At 62.7% G+C, this 25715-nt stretch carries 19 protein-coding genes and 2 pseudogenes; 9 read left to right on the top strand and 12 right to left on the bottom strand.

Translation table 11 applies throughout. The features are described from left to right. Positions 1-182: 182 nt before the first annotated feature. Positions 183-3185, bottom strand: coding sequence for a glycoside hydrolase family 3 protein (locus BM394_RS00110; RefSeq protein ID WP_092972534.1), 3003 nt, complete (start codon positions 3183-3185; stop codon positions 183-185). A gap of 419 nt (positions 3186-3604) precedes the next feature. Between BM394_RS00110 and BM394_RS00105 the strand changes: the two genes are divergently transcribed. The 4 genes from BM394_RS00105 to BM394_RS00090 all read left to right on the top strand — a co-directional run bounded on the left by BM394_RS00105 (position 3605) and on the right by BM394_RS00090 (position 10610). Continuing rightward, positions 3605-4297: a GH12 family glycosyl hydrolase domain-containing protein gene (locus BM394_RS00105; RefSeq protein ID WP_092972532.1), complete on the top strand. Its 693-nt coding sequence runs from the start codon at positions 3605-3607 to the stop codon at positions 4295-4297. A gap of 286 nt (positions 4298-4583) precedes the next feature. After that, positions 4584-7394, top strand: coding sequence for a beta-L-arabinofuranosidase domain-containing protein (locus BM394_RS00100; protein WP_092972530.1), 2811 nt, complete (start codon positions 4584-4586; stop codon positions 7392-7394). Between the two features lie 128 nt (positions 7395-7522). Further along, positions 7523-8563, top strand: a complete 1041-nt coding sequence (locus tag BM394_RS00095; protein WP_092972528.1) for a LacI family DNA-binding transcriptional regulator — start codon at positions 7523-7525, stop codon at positions 8561-8563. A 181-nt stretch (positions 8564-8744) separates the two neighbouring features. Further along, positions 8745-10610 carry a glycoside hydrolase family 3 protein gene (locus BM394_RS00090; RefSeq protein WP_245779869.1) on the top strand — a complete coding sequence of 622 codons (1866 nt, stop codon included), beginning with the start codon at positions 8745-8747 and terminating at the stop codon, positions 10608-10610. A gap of 79 nt (positions 10611-10689) precedes the next feature. On the opposite strand, the gene BM394_RS00085 is transcribed toward BM394_RS00090, so the two are convergent. From BM394_RS00085 to BM394_RS00070, 4 genes and pseudogenes are all read right to left on the bottom strand, one after another. Continuing rightward, entirely contained in the window at positions 10690-10884 is a 195-nt protein-coding gene (locus tag BM394_RS00085; protein ID WP_092972526.1) for a CPBP family glutamic-type intramembrane protease, read from the bottom strand. Between the two features lie 378 nt (positions 10885-11262). Continuing rightward, a pseudogene (kynU, locus tag BM394_RS00080) lies at positions 11263-12556 on the bottom strand (kynureninase). Further along, positions 12549-12809, bottom strand: coding sequence for a hypothetical protein (locus BM394_RS00075; RefSeq protein ID WP_092972524.1), 261 nt, complete (start codon positions 12807-12809; stop codon positions 12549-12551). The pseudogene kynU and the gene BM394_RS00075 overlap by 8 nt, the downstream one beginning before the upstream one ends. 354 nt (positions 12810-13163) lie before the next feature. After that, positions 13164-14099 (bottom strand): DUF389 domain-containing protein, encoded by a 936-nt coding sequence (locus BM394_RS00070; protein WP_092972522.1) that lies wholly within the window; start codon positions 14097-14099, stop codon positions 13164-13166. A gap of 196 nt (positions 14100-14295) precedes the next feature. On the opposite strand from BM394_RS00070, the gene BM394_RS00065 reads away from it, so the two are divergent. Next, positions 14296-15828 (top strand): AMP-binding protein, encoded by a 1533-nt coding sequence (locus tag BM394_RS00065; RefSeq protein WP_092972520.1) that lies wholly within the window; start codon positions 14296-14298, stop codon positions 15826-15828. 354 nt (positions 15829-16182) lie between these two features. On the opposite strand, the gene BM394_RS00060 is transcribed toward BM394_RS00065, so the two are convergent. Both BM394_RS00060 and BM394_RS00055 read right to left on the bottom strand, forming a co-directional pair. Beyond that, positions 16183-16812: a ScbR family autoregulator-binding transcription factor gene (locus tag BM394_RS00060; RefSeq protein WP_092972518.1), complete on the bottom strand. Its 630-nt coding sequence runs from the start codon at positions 16810-16812 to the stop codon at positions 16183-16185. A 469-nt stretch (positions 16813-17281) separates the two neighbouring features. Continuing rightward, on the bottom strand, positions 17282-18100 hold the full coding sequence (locus BM394_RS00055) for an SDR family NAD(P)-dependent oxidoreductase (protein ID WP_092972515.1): 819 nt from the start codon (positions 18098-18100) through the stop codon (positions 17282-17284). Between the two features lie 353 nt (positions 18101-18453). On the opposite strand from BM394_RS00055, the gene BM394_RS23850 reads away from it, so the two are divergent. Next, complete coding sequence (locus BM394_RS23850) at positions 18454-19131, top strand: sensor histidine kinase (RefSeq protein ID WP_092972513.1); 678 nt, start codon at positions 18454-18456, stop codon at positions 19129-19131. Beyond that, a complete protein-coding gene (locus tag BM394_RS00045) occupies positions 19128-19781 on the top strand; it encodes a response regulator transcription factor (RefSeq protein ID WP_207227266.1) in 654 nt (217 codons plus the stop codon). Before BM394_RS23850 ends, BM394_RS00045 begins: the two co-directional genes overlap by 4 nt. A gap of 486 nt (positions 19782-20267) precedes the next feature. Here the strand turns inward: BM394_RS00045 and BM394_RS00040 are convergent, their stop codons facing one another. Both BM394_RS00040 and BM394_RS00035 read right to left on the bottom strand, forming a co-directional pair. Then, complete coding sequence (locus tag BM394_RS00040; RefSeq protein ID WP_092972511.1) at positions 20268-20912, bottom strand: class I SAM-dependent DNA methyltransferase; 645 nt, start codon at positions 20910-20912, stop codon at positions 20268-20270. Between the two features lie 155 nt (positions 20913-21067). Further along, complete coding sequence (locus BM394_RS00035) at positions 21068-21859, bottom strand: SAM hydrolase/SAM-dependent halogenase family protein (protein ID WP_217643254.1); 792 nt, start codon at positions 21857-21859, stop codon at positions 21068-21070. Positions 21860-22058: 199 nt separating this feature from the next. Between BM394_RS00035 and BM394_RS00030 the strand changes: the two genes are divergently transcribed. Then, a complete protein-coding gene (locus BM394_RS00030) occupies positions 22059-23012 on the top strand; it encodes an SDR family NAD(P)-dependent oxidoreductase (protein ID WP_217643253.1) in 954 nt (317 codons plus the stop codon). A gap of 577 nt (positions 23013-23589) precedes the next feature. Here the strand turns inward: BM394_RS00030 and BM394_RS00020 are convergent. Then, positions 23590-23814, bottom strand: a pseudogene (locus BM394_RS00020) (helix-turn-helix domain-containing protein); the annotation flags it as partial. Between BM394_RS00020 and BM394_RS00015 the strand changes: the two are divergent. Further along, entirely contained in the window at positions 23791-24669 is an 879-nt protein-coding gene (locus tag BM394_RS00015) for an SDR family oxidoreductase (protein WP_217643252.1), read from the top strand. The pseudogene BM394_RS00020 and the gene BM394_RS00015 sit on opposite strands and share 24 nt — an antisense overlap. On the opposite strand, the gene BM394_RS00010 is transcribed toward BM394_RS00015, so the two are convergent. Together BM394_RS00010 and BM394_RS00005 are read right to left on the bottom strand one after the other, a co-directional pair. Beyond that, complete coding sequence (locus BM394_RS00010; protein WP_175529891.1) at positions 24647-25384, bottom strand: Tn3 family transposase; 738 nt, start codon at positions 25382-25384, stop codon at positions 24647-24649. The two genes, BM394_RS00015 and BM394_RS00010, sit on opposite strands and share 23 nt — an antisense overlap. Beyond that, the gene (locus tag BM394_RS00005) at positions 25356-25646 is read right to left on the bottom strand and encodes a DUF4158 domain-containing protein (RefSeq protein ID WP_092972503.1); all 291 of its coding nucleotides are present in this window, start codon (positions 25644-25646) and stop codon (positions 25356-25358) included. Before BM394_RS00005 ends, BM394_RS00010 begins: the two co-directional genes overlap by 29 nt. Positions 25647-25715 lie beyond the last annotated feature (69 nt).

The following is a 25715-nucleotide window of genomic DNA, read 5'->3' as shown; positions in this document are numbered from 1 at the left end:
GCTCGCCTTCCTCCTCGTGCGGTTCCTCGGTGCGGATCGAAGCGATTCACCGTGGACGGCTCGGTCTCGTGCGAAAACGCGCCGGGTCCACCCGTGACCGGGAACGAACCGGCGGCGCGCTCGTGGTCGAGTTTCCGGACACCTGAACACCACGGCTCGAGGCGAGCGCCATCGCGGGCCCGTCACCCCTCGAGTCGGAACTCGGCGAGACCTGCCCCGCCCTCGAAAACGAGGTAGAGATCGTGACGGCCGTGTGCCCGCGCCAGCCGGGACCGCACCGTTCGGTAGGCGTGTTCACCGCCGGTGGGCGGAACGCGCAAGGTCCCGAGCCGTCTCCCATCAGGGCCGTCGAGCCGTACGCGCACGCGCGCGGTGCTCGCGGAGCCGTTGGCCACCAGCGCGGTGATCGCGTTCGCACCCGCCGCGAGGTCGACGTCGCGGAACTGGATCCAGCCACCGTCATCCGAGGCAGTGACCGTGGTGCCGTGCTGTTTCGTCCGGTCGGTGAGCGTGATGTTCGAATAGTCGTCGAAATTGACGGCCTTGGTCCGGTGGTACGGATTCTGCGGGGGGGTGGTCTCGCCCAACACCCGCAGTGTGAGCCGCCTGCGGACATCGGTGCTGGAAGTACCGAGCATCAGGTCGTGCGTCGCCGCTTCTACCACCCACTTCTCCCTGGTGACGTCCCAATGCGCGAGATCGGCGGCACGTAGCATGAAAGTCACGGTCCGACGTTCACCCGCCGCCAGGCTGACTCTGCGGAAGGCGCGTAACCGCTTCCGGGGCTGCGGATCGCGGGACTCCCGCTGGTGCGTGTAGAGCTGCACCACCTCGTCGCCGGCACGTCGGCCGGTGTTGCCGACCGTGACACTGACGCTGACCTCGCCGTCGGCGTGGATCACCGGGGCACTCGTGCGCGCCGCGGTGTAGTCGAAGGAGGTGTAGGACAGGCCGTGCCCGAAGGGATACAGCGGTGTCGCGGTGGAGTACTGGTAGGTGCGTTCGGCCTTGACGATGTCGTAGTCGAGGATGTCGGCGAGGTCGTCGGCGGAGCGAGGCCAGGTCTGGGTGAGCCGCCCTGCGGGGTTGGCCGCGCCGAAGAGCACATCGGCCAGCGCGTTGCCCGTTTCCGCACCGGCGTGCGTGGTCCACACGATGGCGGGCACGTTGTCCTGAGCCCAGGTGATCGTGGTGGGATAGCTGTTCTGCAGCACCAGTACGGTGTGCGGATTGGCCCGGTACACCCGTTCCAGTACCGCTTGCTGCGTCGGAGCCAGATTCATGTCCTGGCGGTCGTCGTTCTCCCGTCCGTTGATGAACGGCATGCTGCCCACCACGACGATCGCCACGTCGGCGCCGGTGGCGGCTTCGACGGCGGCATCGCTGCCGCTTCGCACCACTTCGCGGGTGAAGGTGGTCGCCGCGGCCGGTGAGGAGGCCGTGACACGCAACCGCCCTTCCCCGTCGACGACGACGTAGGTGCTGTCCCCGAACCACGACTCCTCGGTGTCGTTGCCCGCGTAGCGCAGCACGCATCCCCCGTCGTGGTCGATCAACTCGAACTGTTGCCGCACGTACCAGCCGTTGGGCTGCTCGGCGTTGTTGACCAGGGTGCTGTTCTCGCCGAACGAGACGTACTTGCCGTTGGACGCAGCGCGCAGTGTCACGATCCCCTCGCCCCAACCGAACACGTCGAACCGCGTCGCCGCGTCGGGCTCCGTGGTGACCGCCAGCGGCTCCTCGCCTGCCGCGGCGGTCACGTAGCTCCCGCTCGGTGTTCGCAGTGCGATCCTGTCGACCCCTTCGGTCGAGGAGACGGTGGTGTTCGGTCCGAGCGCGGCGGTGACGCCGCTGAGTGGAGTCACCTCGTAGGGCAGATCGGCGGAGTACCAGTCGGTGTAGAGCGTCTCGCTGAGCTGGCCGATCACCGCGACGCGTCGTACTCGGTGCCGGTCCAGTGGTAACGCGTCCCGGTCGTTCTTCAGCAGCACGATCGCCTCGGTCGCGGTTCTTCTGGCCAACGCCCGATGGGCGGGACTGTCCACGACCCGCTTGTCGATCCGGCCGTACGGCCCACCACGTGGGTCGAACTCGCCGAGGCGGAACCGCATGTCCAGTATGTGGCGGACGGCCTCGTCCACGTCGTTCTCGGAGAGCAGCTCGCGTTCGAGCGCGGTCTTGACCGCGGCGATGGTCTTGCCGGAATCGGTGCCGTCGACGGTGAAACTGTCCAGCCCGGCCTTCAGAATCGCCGCGTCGGCCTCCGGCTGGCTCGCGTAGTAGTCCTGCGCGCCGGTGAGGTTGTTCGGCCCACCCGCGTCGGTGACATTGCACAGCGTTCGTCGCGCCCAGCCCCGCACCACCTCGTCGATGTCGTGGTGGACGGTCATCGGCCTACCGTTGACCAGGTTGTAGGCCGACATCACCCCGGTGGCGGCGTCCGCCGACAAGGTCTGCCGGAAAGCGGCCTCGTAGTACTCGTGTCTGACCCGCGGCGGCAGCATCGACGAGGTGGTGTGCCGATGGACCTCGTTGTTGTTGGCCAGGTAGTGCTTGAGTACCGGTGCGGCACGTATCCGATCGGGATCATCACCCTGGATACCGCGCCCGTAGGCGGTGGCGATCGCACCGGTGAGGTACGGGTCCTCGGAGTAGCCTTCCTCGTTGCGGCCCCACCTAGGGTCACGTAGCAGGTTCACCGTCGGTGCCCACAGTTGTAGTCCCCAGATGTCGGGGGACTCGGCGTGATATCCCCGTGCTTCGGTGCCCACGGCCGCACCGACCCGTTCGATCAGGTCGGGATCCCACGTGCTGGCCAGCCCGATGGCCTGCGGGAACACCGTGGCCGTCGCGGTGACCACCGCGCCGTCCGCCGCTCTGTCGTTGGACCAGGCGAGGCCGTGCAGCGCCTCGGTACCGGTTTTGAACGCCGTGATACCCAGCCGGGGAACGGCAGGTTGGTACTGGTGCAGCATGGCGACCTTCTCATCGAGGGTCAGCCTGCTCAGCAGGTCCTCGATCCGTGTTCCTCGAGCAAGGGCGGAGTCACGGAACCCGGATGTGCCGACCGGCTCGGCCGAGGCGCCGTGCCCCTCACCCCCTGCCAGCGCGGATCCGGCGGCGAGACCGGCGGCCAGGGACAACACGCGGCGGCGGGAGAGCAGTCGGGGCGGAACGGAACGCATGGACGCAACCCACTTCCCGAAAATGTCGAAAATGAATCGAAGCGATTCGATTACTTTTCGACGGCTTCGCTTACACGACAAAAACGATGACGGGAACTGTGACACCGAGGAGCCTGCGGGTCAACAGCTCTTTTTGCAGGAATGCGCTTTTCCTCCAAATGCTTCCCCTCGCTGCCTTGTGTGGTGCGCCACTCTGAACTAACGTCGTTGCTGCTGGATCAATCGATGCGATTCGACTACCCGCGCTGTTGAAATCACCGACGGACGCCTTCTACCGCGCGAATGGTTCGTAGCCGGTGACGCAACCGGCACACCCCGGAGGGGGACACATCTCCGGATCCCTCTCATCCGTCTCACCGCGGTCGTATGTCGCCTTCACACCCGAAACGACAACCGGCAACAGCACTGGAGAAAACACCATGCGACTGTCCCGAGTGGCCGTTACGTGTGTGGCGGTTCTCGCCGCCCTCGGCCTGATCACGACCACCGCCCATGCCGCAACCTGGGGATCCTCGGCCAAGTTCGCCACCTGGTCCGACGGTGCCTACACGGTGCGCAACAACGTCTGGGGAAGCGGAGTGGGCCCCCAGTCGATCTGGGCGAATTCCCACGGAAACTGGGGAGTGTGGGCCGACCACCCCGATACCGGTGGAGTCAAGTCCTATCCGCACTCGGCCAGGACCATCGACAGCCCCATCAGCGATCTCGGCGATCTGACCAGCGAATTCGATGTAACCGTTCCGAACTCCGGGGCGTATGCCACCGCCTACGACATCTGGGTCGACAACCACAGCTACGAGATCATGCTCTGGATGAATCAGCACGGTGCCGTGGGCCCGATCGGTTCCCGGGTGGCCACCGTGGCCGTCGGCGGCCACACCTGGAACGTGCACCGTGGCTCCAATGGTTCCAACGAGGTGTTCTCCTTCGTTCGGCAAGGCGATACGACCGCGGCGACCGTGGACATCGATTCGGTGATGTCCTGGCTCGTCGGGCGGGGATGGCTGGACGCCGAGGCGTCGGTCGGCGAGGTCCAGTTCGGTTTCGAGATCACCAGCTCCAGCGGTGGACTGGACTTCGTCACCGATGAGTACTCGGTAACGCCCGGCTGAGAAATCGCCGTGCACCTCGTGGCGGGGACGATTCGTCGCACGAGCCGTCCCGCGGTGGCGTGTGCTCGACCTCCTGGGACGAACACTGCCGATGGGGAGGTCAACCGCCCGGAGGAGGCGGCGGGTTTCGTGAGAGGTCCTGTGCTTACCGGGACTGAACCGGTTCACGCATGGCCACCGAGATCACGTGTTGTTACTGTGCGAACTCGATTTGTGTTAGCGCTAACACAACTTCGCGCGACCAGCTGCCCGATGCTCAGCTCCACTCCGAAGGCAGGAAAACCTCATGGCACGCCACTTCGACCGTCGGGACGCGCTCCGGTTCGGGGCAGCCTCGGTGTCTCTTCCCCTCCTGACTTCCATCACGACTCCCGATACCGCCGTTTCCGCGACAACACGAACGGCAGCGGCAAGCACCGAGCCACCACTACACGGGTTCTCCCTGTCCGATGTGCGTCTCGAGCGGGGCCTGTTCGCCCGAAAACGTGCTCGAATGCTGGATTTCGCGCGGAACTACGACGAGGACCGGCTGTTGTTGGCGTTCCGCGCGAACGCGGACCTGCCCACCCACGGCGCCGTCGCACCAGAGGGTTGGGAAAGCCTGGACGGGCAGGGCAACGGCAATCTACGAGGTCATTTCGCCGGTCACTTCATGACGATGCTGTCCCAGGCACACGCCGGCACCGATGAAGCGGTGTTCCACCGGAAGCTGACCACGATGGTCGCCGCACTGCATGAGTGCCGGCAGGCGCTGAACCGGGAACCGGCCATTCGTGGCGCGGATGGTCCGCTCGACAGAGCCGTCGAGGTGCGGCGCGGGGCCTGTCTGTACTTCGATGTTCCCCCCGAGACGGTCAACGGTCTGCGAGCCATGACCTTCGCGGGGTGGATTCGCCCGGCGACCGCCGACGAGTGGACCCGAATCTTCGACTTCGGCAACGACACCGACACGAACCTCTTCCTCACCCCGAGAGACAGCAACGGAGTGCCGCGGTTCGCCATCACCCGGGCAAGTGGTGGCAGCGAGGAACGGATCGTCGGTTCCGAGTCGCTTCGGGTGGGGGAGTGGAGCCACGTCGCTCTGACCCTTTCCGAGGGGGCCGGCGCACTCTACGTCAACGGCAGGGAGGTCGGCCGCAACGCGGAGCTGTCGTTGACCCCGGCCGAGCTCGGCAGCCTCGCGCACTGCTGGCTCGGGCGGTCACACTACGACGATCCCGTCCACTCCGGTGGCTACGCGGACCTCAACCTGTGGTCGAGCGTGCTGACTCCGCGACAGATCGAACAGCTCCGGCACACCGAGGCGGCGGCGACCACCGCCGGTTCCGGTGACCGGTTCTCGTACCCGTGCCGGGAACGGGGCGGAACCGTACTGCACGACCGCTCTGGCGCCCACCGACACGCCACCTACGCCCGAACCTGGGGAAAACCCAGTCACTCCGGTTTCCTGGCCGCCTACCCGGAGACCCAGTTCATCCGGCTCGAATCGCTGACCAGCAGCAGCTATCCCGTGGTGTGGGCGCCGTACTACACCGCGCACAAAATCCTGCAGGGACTACTGGACGCCTACGAAACCACCGGTGACTGGCGCGCGCTCGATCTGGCCTCCGGGATGTGCGACTGGATGTACTCACGCCTGAGCGAGTTGACCGAGGCTGATCGTCAACGGATGTGGAGCCTCTTCTCCAGTGGGGAATACGGCGGTGTCGTCGAGGCGATCCTGCGTACCCACGAGCACACTCGACAACCACACCACCTGCGGTTGGCCGAGTGCTTCGATCTGGACTCGTTCATCGACGCCTGTGCACAGAACACGGATGTTCTCGAGGGCAAGCACGCCAACCAGCACATCCCGATCCTGACCGGGCTGGTGCTGCTGTACGAGCGAACGGGTGAGCAGCGCTACCTGCGGGCGGCACGCAACTTCTGGGGCATGGTGGTACCGACCAGGATGTTCGGAATCGGGGGAACCGGTGAGGGTGAGTTCTTCCACCGTCCCGGCCGGGTGGCTCAGCTGTTGAGCTCCGAGACCGCCGAGACGTGTTGCGCCTACAACATGCTCAAGCTGACACGCTCGTTGTTCCGGTGGGAGGGCGAGCGCGATTACGCCGAGTACTACGAGCGCGCTCTGTTCAACCAGATCCTCGGTTCCAAACGTGACTACGACGATACCGAGAAACCGTTGACCACCTACTTCGTCGACCTCGGCCCCGGCGCGATCCGCGATTTCACTCCCAAGGACGGCACCACGTGTTGTGAGGGAACGGGGATGGAAAGCGCGACGAAGTACCAGGATTCGGTCTATTTCGCACGGGAGGATCGAAGCGCGCTCTACGTGAACCTCTACCTGCCTTCGACACTGCGTTGGAGCTCCGGAGCAGTGACGATCCAACAGGACACGAGTTTTCCGTACGAACAGCACAGCAGATTGCGGGTGACCGGTTCGGCACGGTTCGAACTGCACTTGCGCGTTCCGGAATGGGTGGGCTCCGGTTTCGCCGTCCGGATCAACGGGGTCCGCCAACCGGTCGAGACCAGCGAGCAGGGATACCTCGTTCTCTCGCGGGAATGGCGCACCGGTGACACTGTCGACGTCGAGTTGCCGTTCCGGCTACGTGCGGAACCCACCCCTGACGATCCGACGGTGCAGAACCTGATGTACGGCCCACTCAACCTCGTCGCGCTGGACGAACGCTCCGAGTTCCTCCACTTCACGTTGTACGACACGGCGCGGCTGTCCGGGGATCTGTCGCCGGCGTTGACCGAGTTACCGGACAAGCCACTACACTTCCTGCTCGGTGACGTGGAGCTGGCTCCGTTCTTCGAGGGCACGAAGGATGCCTACCACGCCTACTTTCGCAGGCAGGAGCCGCGAGTCGTGTTCGATTCGGTCGATTCCGGTGTGCCCAACCGCGGTTCCTCGGATGGTGTCACTTTCCTCGACGAGATCTGGTCGGCGGCGCCGTTCGAGAGCAGGGGAGAGTTCACCAGCCACGTCGCCCGGGTTGCGCGACGTTGGCAGCAGGATGGTGTTTTCAGCGAGTCCGAGCGGGGAAACATCGTCGCGGCCGCGGGCAGCGCACGGTTCGACGACTGAACCGGCACGGGACCGCCACCGGCCGGTGGAAGCTCCACCGCCGGTTCCGGCTGTCCGTCCACTGTTGAACGAGGCCGTGGGAAGGAGGCGGTAGCGTCGGTTCCGGACCGACAGCACGGAGGTTGGCGATGGCCCGGAACGACATCTCGCCACGGCGTCCGGCAGTGATGGCCGATGTCGCTCGGTTGGCAGGGGTTTCACACCAGACGGTTTCCCGGGTGCTCAACGAGCACCCCTCGGTGTCACCGGCGACTCGCGACCGAATCCTCGCCGCGATCGAACAGCTGGACTATCGTCCGAACTCCGCCGCTCGTGCGCTGGTGACACGACGCACGAGGGGTATCGGGGTAGTCAGTTTCACCACCACGTTGTTCGGTCCCGCCAGCACGCTGTACGCCATCGAACAAGCCGCTCGGCTTGCCGGTTACTTCGTCAGCGTGGCCAACGTGGAAGACGTCGACGAGGACGCCATTCGGCACGCCGTGGAACGTCTCGGCAGCCAGTTCGTCGAGGGCATCATCGCCATCGCACCGCAGCGAGTGGCGGTAGAGGCGCTGCGGCACGTGCCGTCCGACCTCCCGTTGGTCGTGGTCGAGGGCGGTGGCGGGGGTGGACATCCCGTGGTCTGCGTGGACCAGGTCGAGGGGGCGCGGTTGGCCACCCGGCATCTGCTGGATCGGAAGGTCGGTACCGTCTGGCACGTCGCCGGACCGATCGACTGGCTGGAGGCGCAGGGACGTGTCTCGGGGTGGCGGTCCGAGCTGGAACGTGCGGCGGTCACCGTCCCGGAAGTACTGCGAGGTGACTGGACTCCCGCTTCCGGCTATGCCAACGGGCAGCTGTTGGCCGAGCGCGGCGATGTTCGCGCGGTGTTCGTCGCCAACGACCAGATGGCGCTCGGCGTACTTCGCGCCTTCCACGAGCGCGGTCTCCGCATACCGGATGACGTGCTGGTGGCGGGGTTCGACGACAGTCCGGACTCCGCCTTTTTCACACCGCCGTTGACCACGGTTCGGCAGAATTTCGACGCGGTCGGCAGGCACAGCATGGAGCTGCTGCTGCAGCGGATCGACGATCCCACCCAGGCGGCGACCAGTGCCGTCGTTCCACCCGAACTGGTCACGCGGCAGAGCACTCTCGGCAGTTCGTGGGAGACCTCCGGCCGGTAGTACTGACTGTTCAGTTCACGTTGTGCAGCGAAGGCACGACGACCGGCCCGTCGAACAGGTCGGGAACAACTCCGGGTGGAGCAGTGCCGGTGACGACGACCGGCCGATTGGTATTGGGAGCGCTCACAAGCATGCTACGAGCGTGCAACCCGAATCGTTCACGTTCCTGTGAGGAGTCTTCATGTCGCATCGAGCGACCGGTCGCCGCCTTCGGCGATCGCTGCCCGCGGTGGCGGGCATGGCAGTGGTCACGCTGCTGGCCGGCGCGCTTGCCCCCGCCGCGGCGCACACCACGCATCACCACGACCCTCACCCGCACCATCCGCGGCTGTCCGTGACGGAGCGGGTCGACGAACTGATGTCACGTATGTCCTTGCAGGACAAACTGGGACAGATGGTTCAGATCACACGGGGTGCGGCCAGTCCCGCCGAGGTCGCCGAACTCCGGATCGGTTCCGTGCTCAGTGGGGGCGGATCCGCACCGAGCCCCAACACGCCCGAGGCGTGGGCAGACATGTACGACCGATATCAAAGTGCCGCGCTCGACACTCCGCGGGGGATTCCGATTCTGTACGGCGTCGATGCCGTGCACGGTCACAACAACGTGCGGGGAGCCACGATCTTTCCGCACAACATCGGCCTCGGTGCCACGCGCGACCCCGAGCTGGTACGCCGGATCGGTGCCGCGACCGCCGAAGAGGTGGCGGCCACGGGCATCGACTGGACGTTCTCACCGTGCCTGTGCGTGGCTCGGGACGACCGCTGGGGCAGGACCTACGAGTCCTTCGGGGAGACCCCGGAACTGGCCTCGGCGATGAGCAGCGAGATCACCGGCTATCAGGGCGCCACCCTGGGCGGGGGCCCGAGCTCGATCATGGCCACGGCCAAGCACTACGTGGGTGACGGCGGAACGACCGGTGGGGTCGACCAGGGAAACACCCAGCTCAGCGAGCAGGAACTGCGTCGGATCCATCTGCCGCCATTCCGCAAGGCCGTCGAACGCGATGTGGGATCGGTGATGGTTTCCTACAGCAGCTGGAACGGTGCCAAGCTGCACGAACACGAATATCTGATCAACGACGTGCTCAAGGGTGAGCTCGGTTTCGACGGCATCGTGCTGTCCGATTACAACGCGATTCACCAGCTCGACGGCAACGACAGCACGCTCACTGCCTCCGAGGTGCGGCGTTCCGTCAACGCGGGCCTGGACATGATCATGCTGTCCAAGGACCACGAGAAGTTCCTGGGCCACCTGCGACAGGAAGTGGAGTCCGGCCGCATTTCGATGCAGCGTATCAACGACGCCACCCGCCGAGTGTTGACCAAGAAGTTCGAGCTTCGGTTGTTCGAGCACCCGTACGCCCAGCGTGATCTGCTGTCGACGGTGGGAAGCACCGAGCATCGTGAACTGGCACGTCAGGCGGTGCGCGAATCGCAGGTGCTGCTCAAGAACGAGGGTGTGCTGCCGTTGTCCTCAGGGACGGACAACCTGTTCGTGGCCGGTTCCAATGCCGATGACATCGGAAACCAGAGTGGCGGTTGGACGATCTCCTGGCAGGGATCCAGCGGTGACATCACCGAGGGAACCACGATCCTGGAGGGGATTCGCGAGGTATCGGACTCCTCGGTGACTTACAACCGTCACGGTGATGGGATCAACGGCAGTTACGACGCCGCGATCGCGGTCGTGGGGGAGAAACCCTACGCCGAGTACCGGGGTGACCGTCCCAACGGGCTCGAACTCTCCCAGGAGGATCTGAGCACCATCGCCAAGCTGCGTTCCTCCGGCGTGCCCGTGATCGTCGTACTCGCCTCGGGCCGTCCCATGGACATCGCCTCCGAGGTCGGTAACTGGGACGCGCTGCTGGCCTCCTGGCTCCCCGGAACCCAGGGGGGTGGTGTGGCCGACGTGCTGTTCGGCGAGTACAACCCCACGGGCGAACTTCCGATGACCTGGATGCGCTCGTTCGAGCAGCAACCGATCAACCGGGGAGACGGTAAGGATCCGCTGTATCCCTACGGCTACGGGCTCAGTTATCGCGACTAGAAACCCGTGATCGACTCGGCGTTCCGGCCCGACGGTCCAGCTCCGGACCGGAACGCCGTTTCCACACGGCGTTCCCGACTCAGCGACCGAGCCAGCCGAGCAGCAGGTCCACGTAGGCGAGGTTCACAACGATGTGTACCGTGATGACGATCCAGATGTTGCGGTACCGGGACCACAGGTAGCCACAGAACACTCCGAACAGTCCTTGGAACATCAGCACTGTGGCCAGTCCGGTGACCACTGATTCGTGGTGCAGGTGGGTTGGCAGGTGCATCGTGGCGAAACAGCAGAACCTTCAGTACCGCGTACCACACTCCGCGGGATATCCCGGTGGGCAGCACGGCTAGCACGGTGGGAAACGCGACAGCCGCTGTCAGGAGCACCCACATCTGCCGGAACACCAGAGCCTGTCGGGAACGGGAGAGCGGATCGGTTACCGCGATCCGGAGCGGCACCAGCCGTGTCAGTACGATGCCGGCCAGCGGTGGCAGCATCGCCTGCCACAGTGTCATGGGTGGCGCCCTCGTCCGAGGAGCCTCGAAAGCTGGTGTGCCCGGTGAGCAGCAGCCACAGCGGGGCGGCCACCAGCAGGGCGAGTCCGCACACCGGCAGCGCTCGTGCTGTCCTTCTCGTGGCCGACGGAGTTCGTACGTCATCGTCGTCGACGGTGTCGGAATCCCCCATCGGTGGGTGCATTACCGTCTTGTCCCTTCTTCCCGAGCCGCTCCGCGGCGACCTCGGCGAGCGTGGCCATACCCGTGTGCACCTCGGTGAATCGGGTGCTCAACGGTGACAGTCCGATGCGGATCCCGTCCGGGGACCGAAAGTCGGGAACGACGCCGCGCCGACGCAGTTCTTCGTTGACCACGTCGAAGTCGCCGCGGCACAGCGTGATGTGTCCGCCCCGTCGAGAATGCTCACGCGGTGATGCGAACCGTACTCCCAGTGGGGGCAGAGGCATCGGCGAGCTCCAGCGCGAAGTCGCTCAGCAGCAGCGACTTCGCTCGTATCGCGTTGATGCCCGCCTGCTCGACCAGCTCCAACCCGGTCAGTAACGGCACCATCCCCAGTATGGGTGGCGTACCGCTGAGCACTCTCCGGATTCCCGGAGCCGGTTCGTGACCGGGGCTCATCGTGAAGGGATGACGGTGCCCCATCCACCCTTGGACGGGTTGGCGGATCGTGTGCTGGTGGCGATCGTTCACGTATGCGAAAGCCGGTGCGCCGGGTCCACCGTTGAGATACTTGTAACCACATCCGACGGCGAAATCCACGCCCCAGTTGTCGAGTTCGACGGGCACCGATCCCGCGGAGTGGCTCAGGTCCCAGAGCACGAGCGCTCCGGTTTCGTGTGCGAGTCGCGTTATGGCCGCGGCGTCGGCGAGGTAGCCGGAGCGGTAGGCCACGTGGCTGAACACGGCCAGTGCCGTGTTCGGACCGATCGCGTTCGCGGCCTGGTCGGGTGTGATACCCGCGTCCGGATCGGTCTCGATCCACCGCAGGGTCAGTCCGTGTTCGTCGGCGATGCCTTCGACGACATAGCGGTCGGTGGGGAAGTTGTCGGTGTCCAGCAGGATCTCCTGACGTTCGGGACGAGCGCGCAGCGCGGCTCGTGCCAGTTTGTACAACAGCACGGTCGTCGAGTCGGCCACCACCAGCTGGCCGGGTGCGGCCCCCAACACAGCTTTGCCGAGTCGATCTCCGACAGCGGTGGGCCAGTCGAGCCACTCGTCGTCCCATCCCCGGATCAGTCGTGCTCGCCACTGGTGGCGAACGAAGTGATCCATGCGCTCGGCGGACACTGCGGGAGGGCGTCCCAGTGAGTTTCCGTCGAAGTAGGCGACGATGTCGTCGTCGGTCGGCAGGAAGCGGTCCGGGTAGTCGCCGAGTGGGTCGGCCTCGTCGAGTTCGCGTGCTTTGGCCGCGAACTCCGTCCGGTCAGTCATGGGCGCGCCTCTTCCCGGGATGCTCCTCGTCGGTCAGTCGCACCACCTGGGCAGTCGACAGCGCCGTCACCGACCCGGTCGGGTCGGAATCCAGGCCTTCGGGGATGACGCACGGTGGTGCGGACAGGTCCGGATCGGTCATGGCAAGCAGTACGTCATCGACCGACATGCCGGCTTGTTGCAACGCCGCGACCTCGCGAGCGTTGACGCCGAGTGGCAGTGGGCCGTTGCCCAGGTCGGTTCCGTAGCGCACCGTGCCACCGTGCTCCCGAAACGACGCAGGTTGTCCTGCGCGCGCTCGAGCTCTGCCGTGCGGTGGCCGTAGCCGTGGATGTCCAGCGTGCTGATCCAGATCATGTCGCGGGCCTTGGCCAGTGCTGCCTCGTCGATCCGTACGGTCCACGGGACGTGGGTGAGCAGTTCGGCGATCCGGCTCGGGCTGCTGCCGAGGTCGTCGACTCGCACGATTCCGCCCGGCGATGTCGCTGTGCTCGACGTGACTCTGATGGATCCGGTAAGGGTACGTCGGACAGTTACGGTTTCGACAGTTTCCGGCACGAAAAGTCCTGTCCGGCGGTGAGAAAGTTCCGCGGCCGGTGGGAACCTCCTACCGGGGGGCGTTTCGGGGCGTGTCGGGGAGTACACGATGCCGACGGACGAGCAGGGTGAGGACGCCTGCCACGATGATACCGCCCAGATTGATCAGCAGCTGCAGCATGGCCTCGCCGTAGTGGACCCAGTGGCCGGCGACGGCGGCGAGTGCGGCGAAACCGGCGGCGGGCACGGTCGTCACCGAGATGAACACCCCGATGAGGATGCCGGATTTCTCGGAAGTCAGCGCGAGCATGCCCGCGGTACCGGCGAGCAGTGCGATGACGATCGAGTAGGGGCCGATGTGATAGATGAAGGATGCCGTGTGTAGCCGGCCGAGTTCGGCGGTGTCGAAAATACCGACCACACGTCCAAGAACGGCCAGCACGACGGTGACGAGGATCGCGACGGGGTAGCCGACGCCGAGTGCGACGCCCGCCCGGGTTGCCAGATCGCGGCGATTACCGATGGTGGCTACGGCGAGTGCGGCCAGCGGGCCGAAGTCGGGGCTGACGACCATGGCGCCGACGATGGTGATGGCCGAGTCGGTGAGCACACCGACAGCGGCCAGCAGGCAGGCCAGGGTGAGAAACGCCAGGAAGGTCCCGTTGAGCCGGGATTCCTCACCGGTGGTCGCCACCAGTTCTTCCCAGATCACGGCGTCGGCGGGTTGGCCGGGGGTGGCGGCCTCGACGCTGTCGGCGGTGCGGGACAACAGTGTGTCGATGTTGTGCAGACTGATCTCACCGCTGTGGCTCACCCCGAGCGAGGTGAGCTGGTCGAGCACGTGTTCGGCACTCTCCCGGGCGATCGATGCCTCGATCAGGTCTCCGGCGGGCCGGACGGCCACCTCGCGGACGACGACCAGGTGCGCGATGCCGGAGTCGGTGTTCAACAGGTCGATCACCGAGTCGGTGTGTTCGCACGGGCACACCACGCGCAGGTGCAGCATTGGTCCAGTCTGTCCGCTGTCGCTGTGCTTCGCACCGATCGGCACACGGCGATTCGAGTACCGACGTCGCGATCCGGCCCCTTCCTTGAAGGGCTCACCGACTCGCGCCGACAAGCTGTGGATGGAACCAAACGTTTCGTATAAGATGCGGCGTCACGACTCGTACAGTTGCGGGCTACTGTGATCTGGAGGCCCCGTGTTCGTTCCGTTCAGCGTCTCCGACTTCATCGATCGTGCCGCGCGGGTCTACGCCGACCGCGTCGGTGTCGTCGACGAACCCGACCAGCCGGCACCGTCTCTCGGTGAGCTGACCTATCGTGAATTCGCGGGGCTGGCGGCACGGCAGGCCGCTCATCTCGATGAACTCGGCATCGGAGTGGGAGAGCGGGTTGCCGTTGTCAGCCACAACAGCGCGCGGCTGCTCACCTCCTTCTTCGGTGTGGCGGGAACGGGTCGGGTGCTCGTCCCCATCAATTTCCGGTTGCGCCCCGACGAGGTGCGCTACATCGTCGAGCACTCCGGCGCGCGAGCGCTGTACGTGGATCCGGCTCTCGAAGAGGAACTCGGGGCGGTGACGGCCGAGCACCGCTACACGCTGGGCCAGGACGAGGACCTGTACGCACCGGCCGGTGCCGAACCACGTGCCTGGCAACCGGACGAGAACGCCACCGCCTGCATCAACTACACCTCCGGCACGACGGCTCGCCCGAAGGGCGTGCAGATCACCCACCGCAACATCTGGGTCAACGCGCTGACGTTCGGGCTGCACGCGGGTTTGACCGACCGCGACGTGTACCTGCACACCCTGCCGATGTTCCATGCGAACGGGTGGGGGATGCCGTTCGCCACCACCGGGCTCGGCATCAAGCAGGTCGTGCTGCGCAAGGTCGACGGAGCAGAGATTCTGCGGCGTGTCCGTGACCACGGGGTCACCGTCATGTGCGCGGCCCCGGCCGTCGTCGCGGCCGTGCTCGACGCGGCCCGCGACTGGGAGGGGCAGATTCCCGGCCGCGGCAGCGTTCGGATCATCGTGGCCGGTGCGCCACCTCCCACCAGGACGGTCGCGCGAGTGGAGGAGGAGCTCGGTTGGGAATTCGTCCAGATCTACGGGCTCACCGAGACCTCCCCGCTGCTGACCATCAACCGCTCCCGCTCCGAGTGGGACGATCTCGCCACCGAGGAGCGGGCCGCCAAGCTCGTCAGGGCCGGTGCTCCCGCGCTGGGAGTACGGCTGGGGGTCTCCACCGAGGAGGACAACGAAGGGGAGATTCTGGCCCGCTCCAACGTCGTGCTCGACAGCTATTGGCAGCAGCCCGAGGAGACCGCCGCGGTGCTGCGGGACGGTTGGTTCCACACCGGTGACGGCGGCACCATCGGTGAGGACGGTTATCTCACGATCAGCGACCGCAAGAAGGACGTCATCATCACCGGGGGCGAGAACGTCTCCTCGATCGAGGTGGAGGACGTTCTCTTCTCGCACCCTGCGGTCTCGGAGGTCGCTGTCATCGGCGTTCCCAGCGACAAGTGGGGCGAGACCATCAAGGCACTCGTGGTGCTGGCTCCTGAGACCGAGGAGCCGACCGAAGGCGAACTGATCGCCTGGTGCAAGCAGCGGGCTGCCGGCTACAAGGCCCCCACGTCGGTCGAGTTCCGCGACGAACTCTCGCGTACCGCCACCGGTAAACTCCAGAAGTTCAAACTGCGGGCTCCGTACTGGACTGGGGCGTAATCAGGAGTCGGTCTCGTCGTTCCGATGCTCGGAAAGGTGAGTCGGGGCCCGGAATCCACACGGGGCTCATGGTCTTACCGCCAGCGGTGAGCCGTGGAGTGGGGTTCGTCTCCTTCTCGGCTCACCATCATGGTCTTCCCGGAACAGCCGTGTCCAACTCCCTCCACTTCGATGCGGATCCGGCGCTGCGCAAGCATCGGTACGCTCGCTGGTTGCGCAGCAACGTACTCCTACTGTTCGCCTGTCAGTACGTGATGCCGCAGTGCTCCTACATCTCACATATTCGTCACCGTGACTTTAATGACTGTCCGCATGGTCAGCAGGATATTTCCATCTGTGGTCATCAACACGTCCTTAGAAGCTTTCCGTGTCGGAGGTCGCAGGTTCCAACCTCAGTCGGGGGATTACTTCCGGAACGGCCACACCGGGCAGAAAGTAGTACCACAGCGTCGCGATGCGTTCAGTCAGGTCGTCGTGTCCAGCGGTAATCTGCGATACCAGCTGAGTACCGGTGTAAGCGCCGACCAGTAGCTGGGCGAATTCCCTTTCATCTACACGATCGAGAAGCTCTCCACGCTCACGTGCCACCGCAAGTTGTCGACGGAGCAGTTCGGTCCACAACGAGTATGCGGCATCGTCTTCCAGACCGAACGCCCCTTGTTCCACGGCCAGCCGTATACCGGCGCGAAGTAAAGTATTGTGCTGTAGCTGACGGGCGACGTCCAGGGTGATGTCGATGACCAGTTGCAGCCCCTCTTCGCCTGCCGGGAAGGTCATGTCTGTTACTTGTTCGGCCATCACTGCTCTGGCCAGTTCTTCCTTCGAAGTGAAATGGAAGTAGACCGCGCCGATCGTGACTCCAGCACGATTGACGATCTTGCTTAGGCTGGCGCTGGCGAAACCCAGATCATCGAACACTTCGGCCGCAGCTCGGATGATCTTGGCGCGTGTGTACAACGCTCGGTCCTGCTTCAGCTGTGCCACTGGACTTCACCTGTTCCCGCGAAAACAAAGAGTGCGATCGCTATGCTAGCGGTTGCGGCGGGACAGGGTACGGTGATTTCGGCTTCCAAGGGGCGGATCGAGGACATTGATCGAAGCAGCTGGTGGAAAGCTGCTCGTTCGAACCGCTCCGTATCGTGTTGACCGAAGATCGACTCGCACGGGCCGACCGACTGGTCCGGTCCGAGGCGGGACCCACCGCGCCGAGGGGTCAGGACAGGTGTGGACAACCACGCTCCCTCTGATATGGATCCCGCCCGATGGTAACCGAACCGCTCTGTGACGGAGACCGCGACGACTGTCCCGGCGGAGTGCTCACAAGTCCGTGCTGATTATGACTAACACGGAAATCCGGTAACTGCCGTCACATGAACACATCAACGGTACTCCCTCTGGTGCACCGGAGTATGGCGAATGCCGTAGTCAAGATTCCGCGACATTCGAATACTATTCACCCTGCTTTGGACCCGGCTTCGGAGGAGTTCCGTTTGCTCAGGCGGAGAGATTTCCAGCTTGTATCCGCGAGCCAGCCACCGTCCACCGGCAACGTGACACCGTTGATGAAACCACTGCGGTTGGAGTCGGCCAGGAAAGCCACCGCTTCGGCGATATCTTCGGGGAGCGCGAACCTGGCAAGCGGTACACGGTCGACGATGTCGGCCTTCGTATAGGCACCAGAAGCCAGGTCGGCCTCGTCCATTTCGGTCTTGACGAAACCCGGGGACACCGCGTTGACCCGAACACCACGAGCTCCCCATTCGAGGGCGAGGGTACGAGTCAGCCCGAGCAGACCGTGTTTGCTCGAGTTGTAGGCGATCCTGTCCGGAATACCACCCAGGGCGGCGATGGAGGCGATGTTGACGATCGAGCCAGGTTTGTCCGTCGCGAGCATGGCCGCACCGAATGCCTGGCTGAGTAGGAATGGTCCTGTCAGATTCACCTCGAGAACACGGCGCCACTGCTCGGAGGACGTGTCCTCGGCCGAGGCGATCCTGTTGATACCGGCGTTGTTCACCAGCAGGTTCACCTCCCCGAAGTGCTCCAAAACCTGGTCCTTGGCGGAATTCACGGCGTCTTCGTCGGAGACGTCGGCGGTGATCGCGATCGCCTCCGCGTCGATCCCCTCGACGACCTTCTTCGGCGAAACCTGGTCAAGCAAGGCGAGTTGGTACCCCTGGCCGGACAGCTTCTCGGCTATTTGGCGTCCAATACCTTGATTCGCACCGGTTACGACGGCAACTTCAGCATTTGATCTCGCAGTGTTGGTCATGAGCCAAGCATCTCTCGAGAAGCCTGTTAGCCACATCTGACGAAGGGCGCACCGTATCCGGTTCTTCGCGTCGTACGACCGTACTGAGTACGGGATCATCGTATGTTTACCAGGAAGACGTGACGTTGGCCGCAGGACGGACACCGTTCGGGCTAGCGGCAGCGGAGTCGCCAGTGGCAGTGCCTCCAGACCTTGCGCAAGTAGTGATGAGCAACAATAGAAAAAAGAACGGTCTATTTGTTATGCTGACAGTGGTCGACCCACTACAGCTTCGGCTGTAACCACACATCACGATCGTGAGAACCGAGTTGATACACGCATAGTGCAAGCTTGCGGTTGCCGAGGAAGGAGCTGTGGTGACAGCACATTCGAGACAAGCGTCTCTTCGTGTCTTACCAGGACATCCAGCGAGGAAGAGTACCCAAGCATCCGCGGAACCCGCTTCCGGTGATGACCTCCAGGAAGCTCAGCCACTCTCTCAACTCGAACGACTCGACCTCAGCCGTCAACTACACGACAGTGTCGCGCACTCCATCGCGGTCGGTTTGCAATGCTTGGAGCTGAGTGACAGATACACCAACGAGGGGAACTCGGAACGAGCGCGAGTCAAGCTCGACACCGCGAACCGAACCCTCTGGCAAGCTTTGGAGGCCACCAGGGCATTGTCCGCCAGTGTTCGTACATCCGGTAACGCGTCAGAGCACAGCCCCAGCAGTGTCAGTGTCAGCTCGGATCTGCCGGACAAGGACGAAGTATTCACAATTCTCCGGGAAGCGGTGGACAATGCGTTGCGCCATTCAGAGGCTGACAACATCACCATTCAGCTGTGTAGCGGACGGAACAGCATGACTGCTGTCGTGGAAGATGACGGTGCGGGAATCGACCGTGACGTTCGTGAGTTCTCTTCCACGCTCGGACTGAACTCGATGAACGAGCGAGCGGCTTTGCTCGGTGGCTCGTTCATCGTAGCACCGGGACCGTTGAACGGGACTCGGGTAACTGTGACCCTGCCGATGGGGGCATCGCGATGACCACCGACACCGGAGAAATGATCAAACTGGTCATAGCCGATGACCACACTCTGTTCCGGGAAGGGATTGTCGAGATCTGCACGGCAGAGCCCGACATCAGCGTCGTCGGAGAAGTCAATGACGGTGATGGTGCGATCGCGTTTCTCCACGGAGGTACCGCGGATGTGATGCTGCTCGATGTAGAGATGCCCGGACGTGGCGCGGAGGACACGCTGGAACGAGTACTGAGCGTTCCGCGTCCACCACGAGTGGCTATTTTGACCATGCATGACGACGCGCGGATGATGAGCAAACTCCTGGAGATCGGCGCTCACGCGTACATCTCCAAGAGTTCGACGAGCGAGGAACTACTGGCCGCTATCCGTGCGATGCAGCGTTCTTCCGACCGTGTCGTACTGTCCGTCGCAAAGGAGACCCTAAACCGGCTGGAGAATCCCGCAGATGGACCATTATCAGCGCGCGAGCTAGAGGTTCTAGCGCTCGTGGCGCGCGGACTGCTTAATTCACAGATCGCCGATGAACTCTTCATATCGGAAGGAACCGTAAAGCGACATTTGACCAACATATACCTCAAGCTCGAGGTGAATTCCCGACTGAACGCTACAAACAAAGCCAGCTCAATGGGATTGCTTCCGAATGGAAATCATTAGCTTGTACGGATACAATCATAGTCCTGTTTGTGCTTAATTGACCGCGAGCACTCGTGAACGCCCCATCGTCATAGCTATATGGCCACAGGGGTACCGTACTTGTTCGTCGACGAGCTACAAGCCTACGGGAAACCGAAGAATTTTGATAACTAGAAGAACAGTCGCGGCGATCGAATTGGTGGTTCAATGCATCCGTTTTCGCGGAGAGTTGAACGATCGATTCGATCGACTGTTTCGCACACTGGAACAGATTGTTTGTTTCCGGCCAGTGAATTCTGCTGGTGAAGTGCCCTCTCAGTACTGAGAGGGCATAACAAAAGCAGGATGACCGATGCTGGGTCGCATACTTGCTTCCAGCCAGGGAGAGAGTTTGGCAGCAACGAACTCCTGGCAGAGAGAAATCTTGGAATCTTCTCGTTCTACCAGGAGTTTCACCGTTTTAGCGTCGCCGAGCCACGATCCGGAGAAGCAGAAACGACCACATATCTATCCCGGGGGAACCTGAAGCACCCAGTAATGCGCGGGCTCGTCCATAAGATAGTTTTGATTGGGGCGAATCTCGATAAGGTTGACCTGATTTTTCGACGACAGATCCGCTATGTATCCCGCGAAGTCCGTTTCGTCGAGATAATTCTGCCCAGTTGTGATCAAAATGATTCCACCTGGGCGGGTAACACGCACCAACCCGTCTACGGCAGTGGGATTCAAATGCCCACGAATGAAGACCCCACAGCTTATCGTGACGTCATAGACATCCTCCGCGAACTGGGAAAGTCCGAGATTGAGGTCAACTCCGCTTGATAGGATGCGATACGCTCCCGTTTCAGCGGCTTGGGCAACCATTCCTTGGCTAAGATCCAGTCCGTCCAGCGCGCTCACACCACGTTCGAGAAGTGGTGGGCCGGCCAAGCCCGTACCACAGCCCGCGTCCAACCCTGTGATCTCCTTCTGCCCTGGGAAGTATCTGGTGGCCAATTCCCCGAATAGATCGGCTACCACGCGTGGTCCCACATATCCCAGATTTCCAGCATCCTTCTCGTATGTGGTGGCCCAGTTACCGTAGTACGCACTGAGCAGCGCCGGATCACCACCGAGTTGATGAGATTTCTGCACGACTTCGGGCCTAGTCATTTAAACCTGCTCTCCGAGTGAATAATAAACGTATTTTTTGAGTGTATTTTTGGCGCGAGCGAGCAATCCACCGAAACGGATCGCCATCCCACTTGGTCGGTGGCAGGAGCGGAAAGAGTCATCTTCCGCTCCTTTCACCGTCCCAGCGAGAGAAATCAGGTCAACATCAGTGTCAGCGCTGAATCCTGCTTCAATCCGTACTTCTCGAGGAAACTACCCTGATTGAGGCCGAAAGCGACCTTGCCGCGGCTATTGGTATAAGCAAGTGGCTTTCCCACGGGAACTTCACTGAAGGTTGAGTAATAAGGGATCTCCAACGTGATGTTGTTAGCCGTCAGCTGAAGCGACTTACCCTCCAGGCTGATCTCATCGGACAGATCACTCAGGGTGATGTTGGTCCATACATTGCCAAAGTTCTTGTCGATACGGACAACTTCACCGTGTACAGAGCCGTCTGCCTGGCGTTTTGCCGGGTTGTAGGGCAGCGTCACCAAATCAGCCGGATCCAGTTCGGGACCAACCGTGGAGGGATCGACCCCTGCCGCGAGATGGGCCGCACATGCTACTACCACGTCCTTGCCGTACCACGTCGGAGTGACCGGTTGATTCATCACCTCGGGTGAAGTGACTTCATATGCCTCAACTGCCGGACAAGATTCGAGTGCCCATGTCAGAAGCCCGTTATTGGGTGCGACCAGCAGCTGACCCTTCTCATTGCGGACTACGACTGTGCGGAGCAGACTACCGGTCTCCGGGTAGACGTAAGCGCAGATGATCGTGTCATCGGGGAAGGAGTCCGGAGTGTCCTGGAGGAACAGCCCTCCCTCACGAACATCGAACGGTTTCACCTGGTGAGTGAGATCAACGATATCCACCCCTGGTGCGATCTTGTGCATCAGGCCCTTGCCTAGAGCATGCGCTTCGTCGTGCGAGCCGATATCGGACATGTAGGCGATGATGGGATTTCCCACTGTTTTCCCTTTCCGTGTTCTGTGCGGGTTCCTAAATATAATCTTCGGCGTCGCACGACAAAACAATTCATAGATATCTCCATCCGCGATGCTACTTTCGATGTACGCGGGACGTACGCAAGCTGTACAGCACGAATTTGATACGACCATGGTTTTACCGTGATACGCACAAAGTGTGACGTACGTACATCTCGTTGCTCGAGTTATTGACCGAAAGGAGATTGACTGGAAGAAATTTTTACCCCAGACTTCCAAAGAAGGGTATTCGCCAATCGGTTTGCCTGGAACGAACACGTACGCGACTACAGAAGCGATATTTCACGCCAGTTTGTATGACATCCTCGCTTCGGAGAGCTTGATCAAAATGAACGAACACGTTCCCGATGCCGACCCCATGAAAACAGCTGTTGTTACCGGCGGAACCAAGGGAATTGGGCTCGCCCTCGCAAAGAGGTTGAGAAAAATGGGGTACCGTGTCGTAGCACTTTACGGACATGATCAAAAATCCGCCGACGTGGCCTCGAAGGAACTCGGGGCCGAAAGCACGGCGATTCAGGTGGACGTGTCGTCCCCTGAGGAAGTGTCCCGTGTCGCGAACCGCATAATCAATGAATACGGAGCTCCGCGAATTCTGGTGAACAATGCCGGAAGAAATATCGACAAACCCCTTACCGAAATTTCGGACAGTGACTGGAGGGCGGTGTTGGATACAAATCTTTCAGGGCCCTTCTACATGGCGCGATCATTTGCCGGGCCGATGCTCGAGGCTGGTGGTGGCTCCATCATCAATATCGCCGCCACAACTGGAATCCGCCCTCGATTCAATGGAGTGAACTATTGTTCGAGCAAAGCGGGTCTGCTGCACCTTACCAAGTGCTTGGCCCTTGAGCTCGCCCCGAAAATACGCGTGAATTCACTGATTCCCGGTATGATTGACACCGAGGACATGCGGATGCGAGTTCAGAACGCGCCGGCCGAGCACCGCGAAAGCATGTTCACGAGTATACCTCAGGAGCGAATTGGTACTCCAGAAGAAATGGCTGACGCGCTGGAATTCCTCGCGGGTGATGAGTCACGTTACATCACTGGACAAAAATTGATCGTCGATGGCGGCCAGTTCATGTGGTAAAAGGATAGTCGCGAGTGCCGCCGACAGCCGAAACAATAAAGTAATCTCGGCCATTTTTCCGCCATGTCCTTTTTCTCGCGATCGAGAGTCGAGGCCACTGTCCCTCATCATGAATCACGTAGTTTTTATTACGTTTTGACCGCCCTCATGATGTGCTTACCGATTTGTGGGATCGACACGAAAGGGCGGTCAGGCCACCCGACACTCGGCGTCATGGACGACAGTCATCGATGTGAGTGTCGGGTGCCTCTATGACCGGGTGGATCTGGATCAACAGCCCGCGTAGCCGGTTGCGCACGCGGGGGCTTCGGCGAAGAGATCATCATCGTGACCGCACAGTATCGACGGGGCAGCCACGGTGTCGTCGGGAGCCGGACCCGCGATGTCTGCGCCCGTGGCGCGTGCGGTTGGGCAGCCGTTTGTCCAGTATATTCTTGCCGCCCGGCCGGGGTGACAGCCCGGGCGTGGTGTTCGCCCTTGCCGACATCCAGTCCCACGAAGACGCCGATCGCGTCCGACTCGGTCACGATGTTCCTCAGAAAACCTCACAGGACAAGGGGTTCCGGTAAGGAACGTGTCATGAGCAGCCTTTGCGCTCCAGCGTCCGGTACACGGTCGTCCTGCCGATCGAGAACAACTCAGCGTCGTTGATGCTGTGGTCCCCGGTGCTGTGCATGCGACAGAGCTCGGTCTGCTGCTTGGCGCTGAGCTTGGGCTGTTTGCCGCGCAGCTTGCCCTTCGCCTTCGCCACGGCCATGCCTTCGCGGGTGCGCATGCGTTGGAGGTCGACTTCGAACTCGGCGCCGCCGGTGCCACGGTATACGTTCCCGGCCGCAGCACCCGCGCCGCCAAATCCGATCTGGGCCGTCCCGAAACGATCGAGGACACCGCCGAGTACGTTACCGCCGCCGGCGGCACGGAGATCGCTGTGCAGTGCGACCATGCGGATGCCCACCAGGTGAGGAACCTGATCAACCGCATCACCGCTGAACAGAATGGTCGCCTGGATATCCTGGTCAACGATGTGTGGGGCGGCGACGCACTGGTGCATTGGGCACCGCTGTGGCAACATCCGCTCAAAGATGGCCTGTCCCTGCTGCACCGCGCAGTCGACATACACCTGATCATCAGCCACTTCGCGCTGCCGCTCATGACCGCTCGTCGCGCCGGCCTGGTCGTCGAGGTCACCGACGGCGACGAAGCCACCAACGCGCTGTTCCCCGATGGTTACCGTGGCAGCCCGTTTTTCGACCTCGCCAAAACAAGCGTGATCCGACTGGCCCGAATCCAGGCCGCGGAACTACGCAAGCATGGTGTCGCCGCTGTCGCATTGACCCCCGGTTTTCTGCGCTCGGAAGCCGTGCTCGAGCACCTCGGCGTTACCGAGCACACCTGGCGTGACGGGATCGGCAAAGACCCGCATTTCGCCTATTCGGAAACACCGACCTTCCTTGGCCGCGCTGTGGTCACCCTCGCCACTGACCCCGAAGTGTTGTCCAAGACCGGGCAGTCACTGGCAACGTGGGATCTGGCGGAAGAATACGACTTCACCGACACAGATGGGAGCCAACCACATTGGGAGCGCTGCTTCCGCCATACACTCGCACCCCAACTCGACACCATCGTCGGCGAACTCACACAAGACCCTGTTCAGTGACCGATCCGTTTACGGACGCGTCTGTCCGAGGCCGGGGATCCAGGCCGAATCCGATTTCGGAGTGGTCGTGGGAGTCGACGTAGTTGGCCTCGAGCTGCATGTCGGTGCTGTGCCGGATCGCGCCCTCGATCATCGCGGCGAGTTCGGAGGCGGTACACGAGATCCGCTGGGAATGGATGGCCACGGCCGAGCTGCCCTCGCCCCAGATCGCCACCTGACGGACGGTGAAGGTGGCATTGGCGATCACCGCGGTAAACGAGCGAGCCCCTGCTGCCGACAGGTAGCGGCGACGGACGTAGCGCAGCTCGTCCTCGGCGCGGCCGTGCTCGCCACCGGCGATGGAGCGCAGCCCAATGTTGGTGCCGTAGCCGAAAATGCACAGGATGAGCTTCTCGGCCAGCTCGTCACGGTTCATGCTCTCCCGGCACCCTGCCAGGGCGAAGTGCTCGAGCAGCCCCACCCGCAGGGCGGCTTCTTTGAGCACGTTCAGCACCGGATCCAGCGGCTTGGCCAGGGACCGATAGTGCTCCACGCGACGGGTCTCGAAGTCAGCGGGCAGATCGGTCTCCGGGTTGCGCCACTTGTCCGCCCCCTCAACCCGGATTTCCTTGCAGCGCAGCTGTTCCCGCAACGCGGTGAACAGGCCCAGCTCGTAGACGCTGCGCTGCACCCGGCTGGAGGCCGCCTCAGTAGAGCAGTTCCAGCCAGTCCCCACCCACCACACCCCGGATGGGCACCTGCTCACCGCGGCGGTAAGTCTGCGTACTCGAGTCGGCGTAGCGTCGCACCAGTTCGCCGCCGTCGATGATCGGCGCGTGCATGGTGTTGTTCGACCGGAACCGCAACGACTGCACCAGCTTCAGCAACAAGGCAAAACCCAGCTTCGCCGCATCACGCTTGCCCGCCACCCGGTCCAGATCGTCACCGACCAGCGTCCAGTGCACGACCAGCCCGTCCTGATCCACCTCCCACACCATGCGCGAACGCTACCGATCACCCGAACCGAAACGAATGACGGCTCATGACACCTTCCTCACCAGCACCCC

This window comes from Actinopolyspora lacussalsi subsp. righensis (assembly GCF_900116555.1).
Lineage (GTDB): Bacteria > Actinomycetota > Actinomycetes > Mycobacteriales > Pseudonocardiaceae > Actinopolyspora > Actinopolyspora lacussalsi.
The sequence above is the reverse complement of the archived record's forward strand: the minus strand, read 5'-3'. Positions and strand labels throughout refer to the sequence as shown.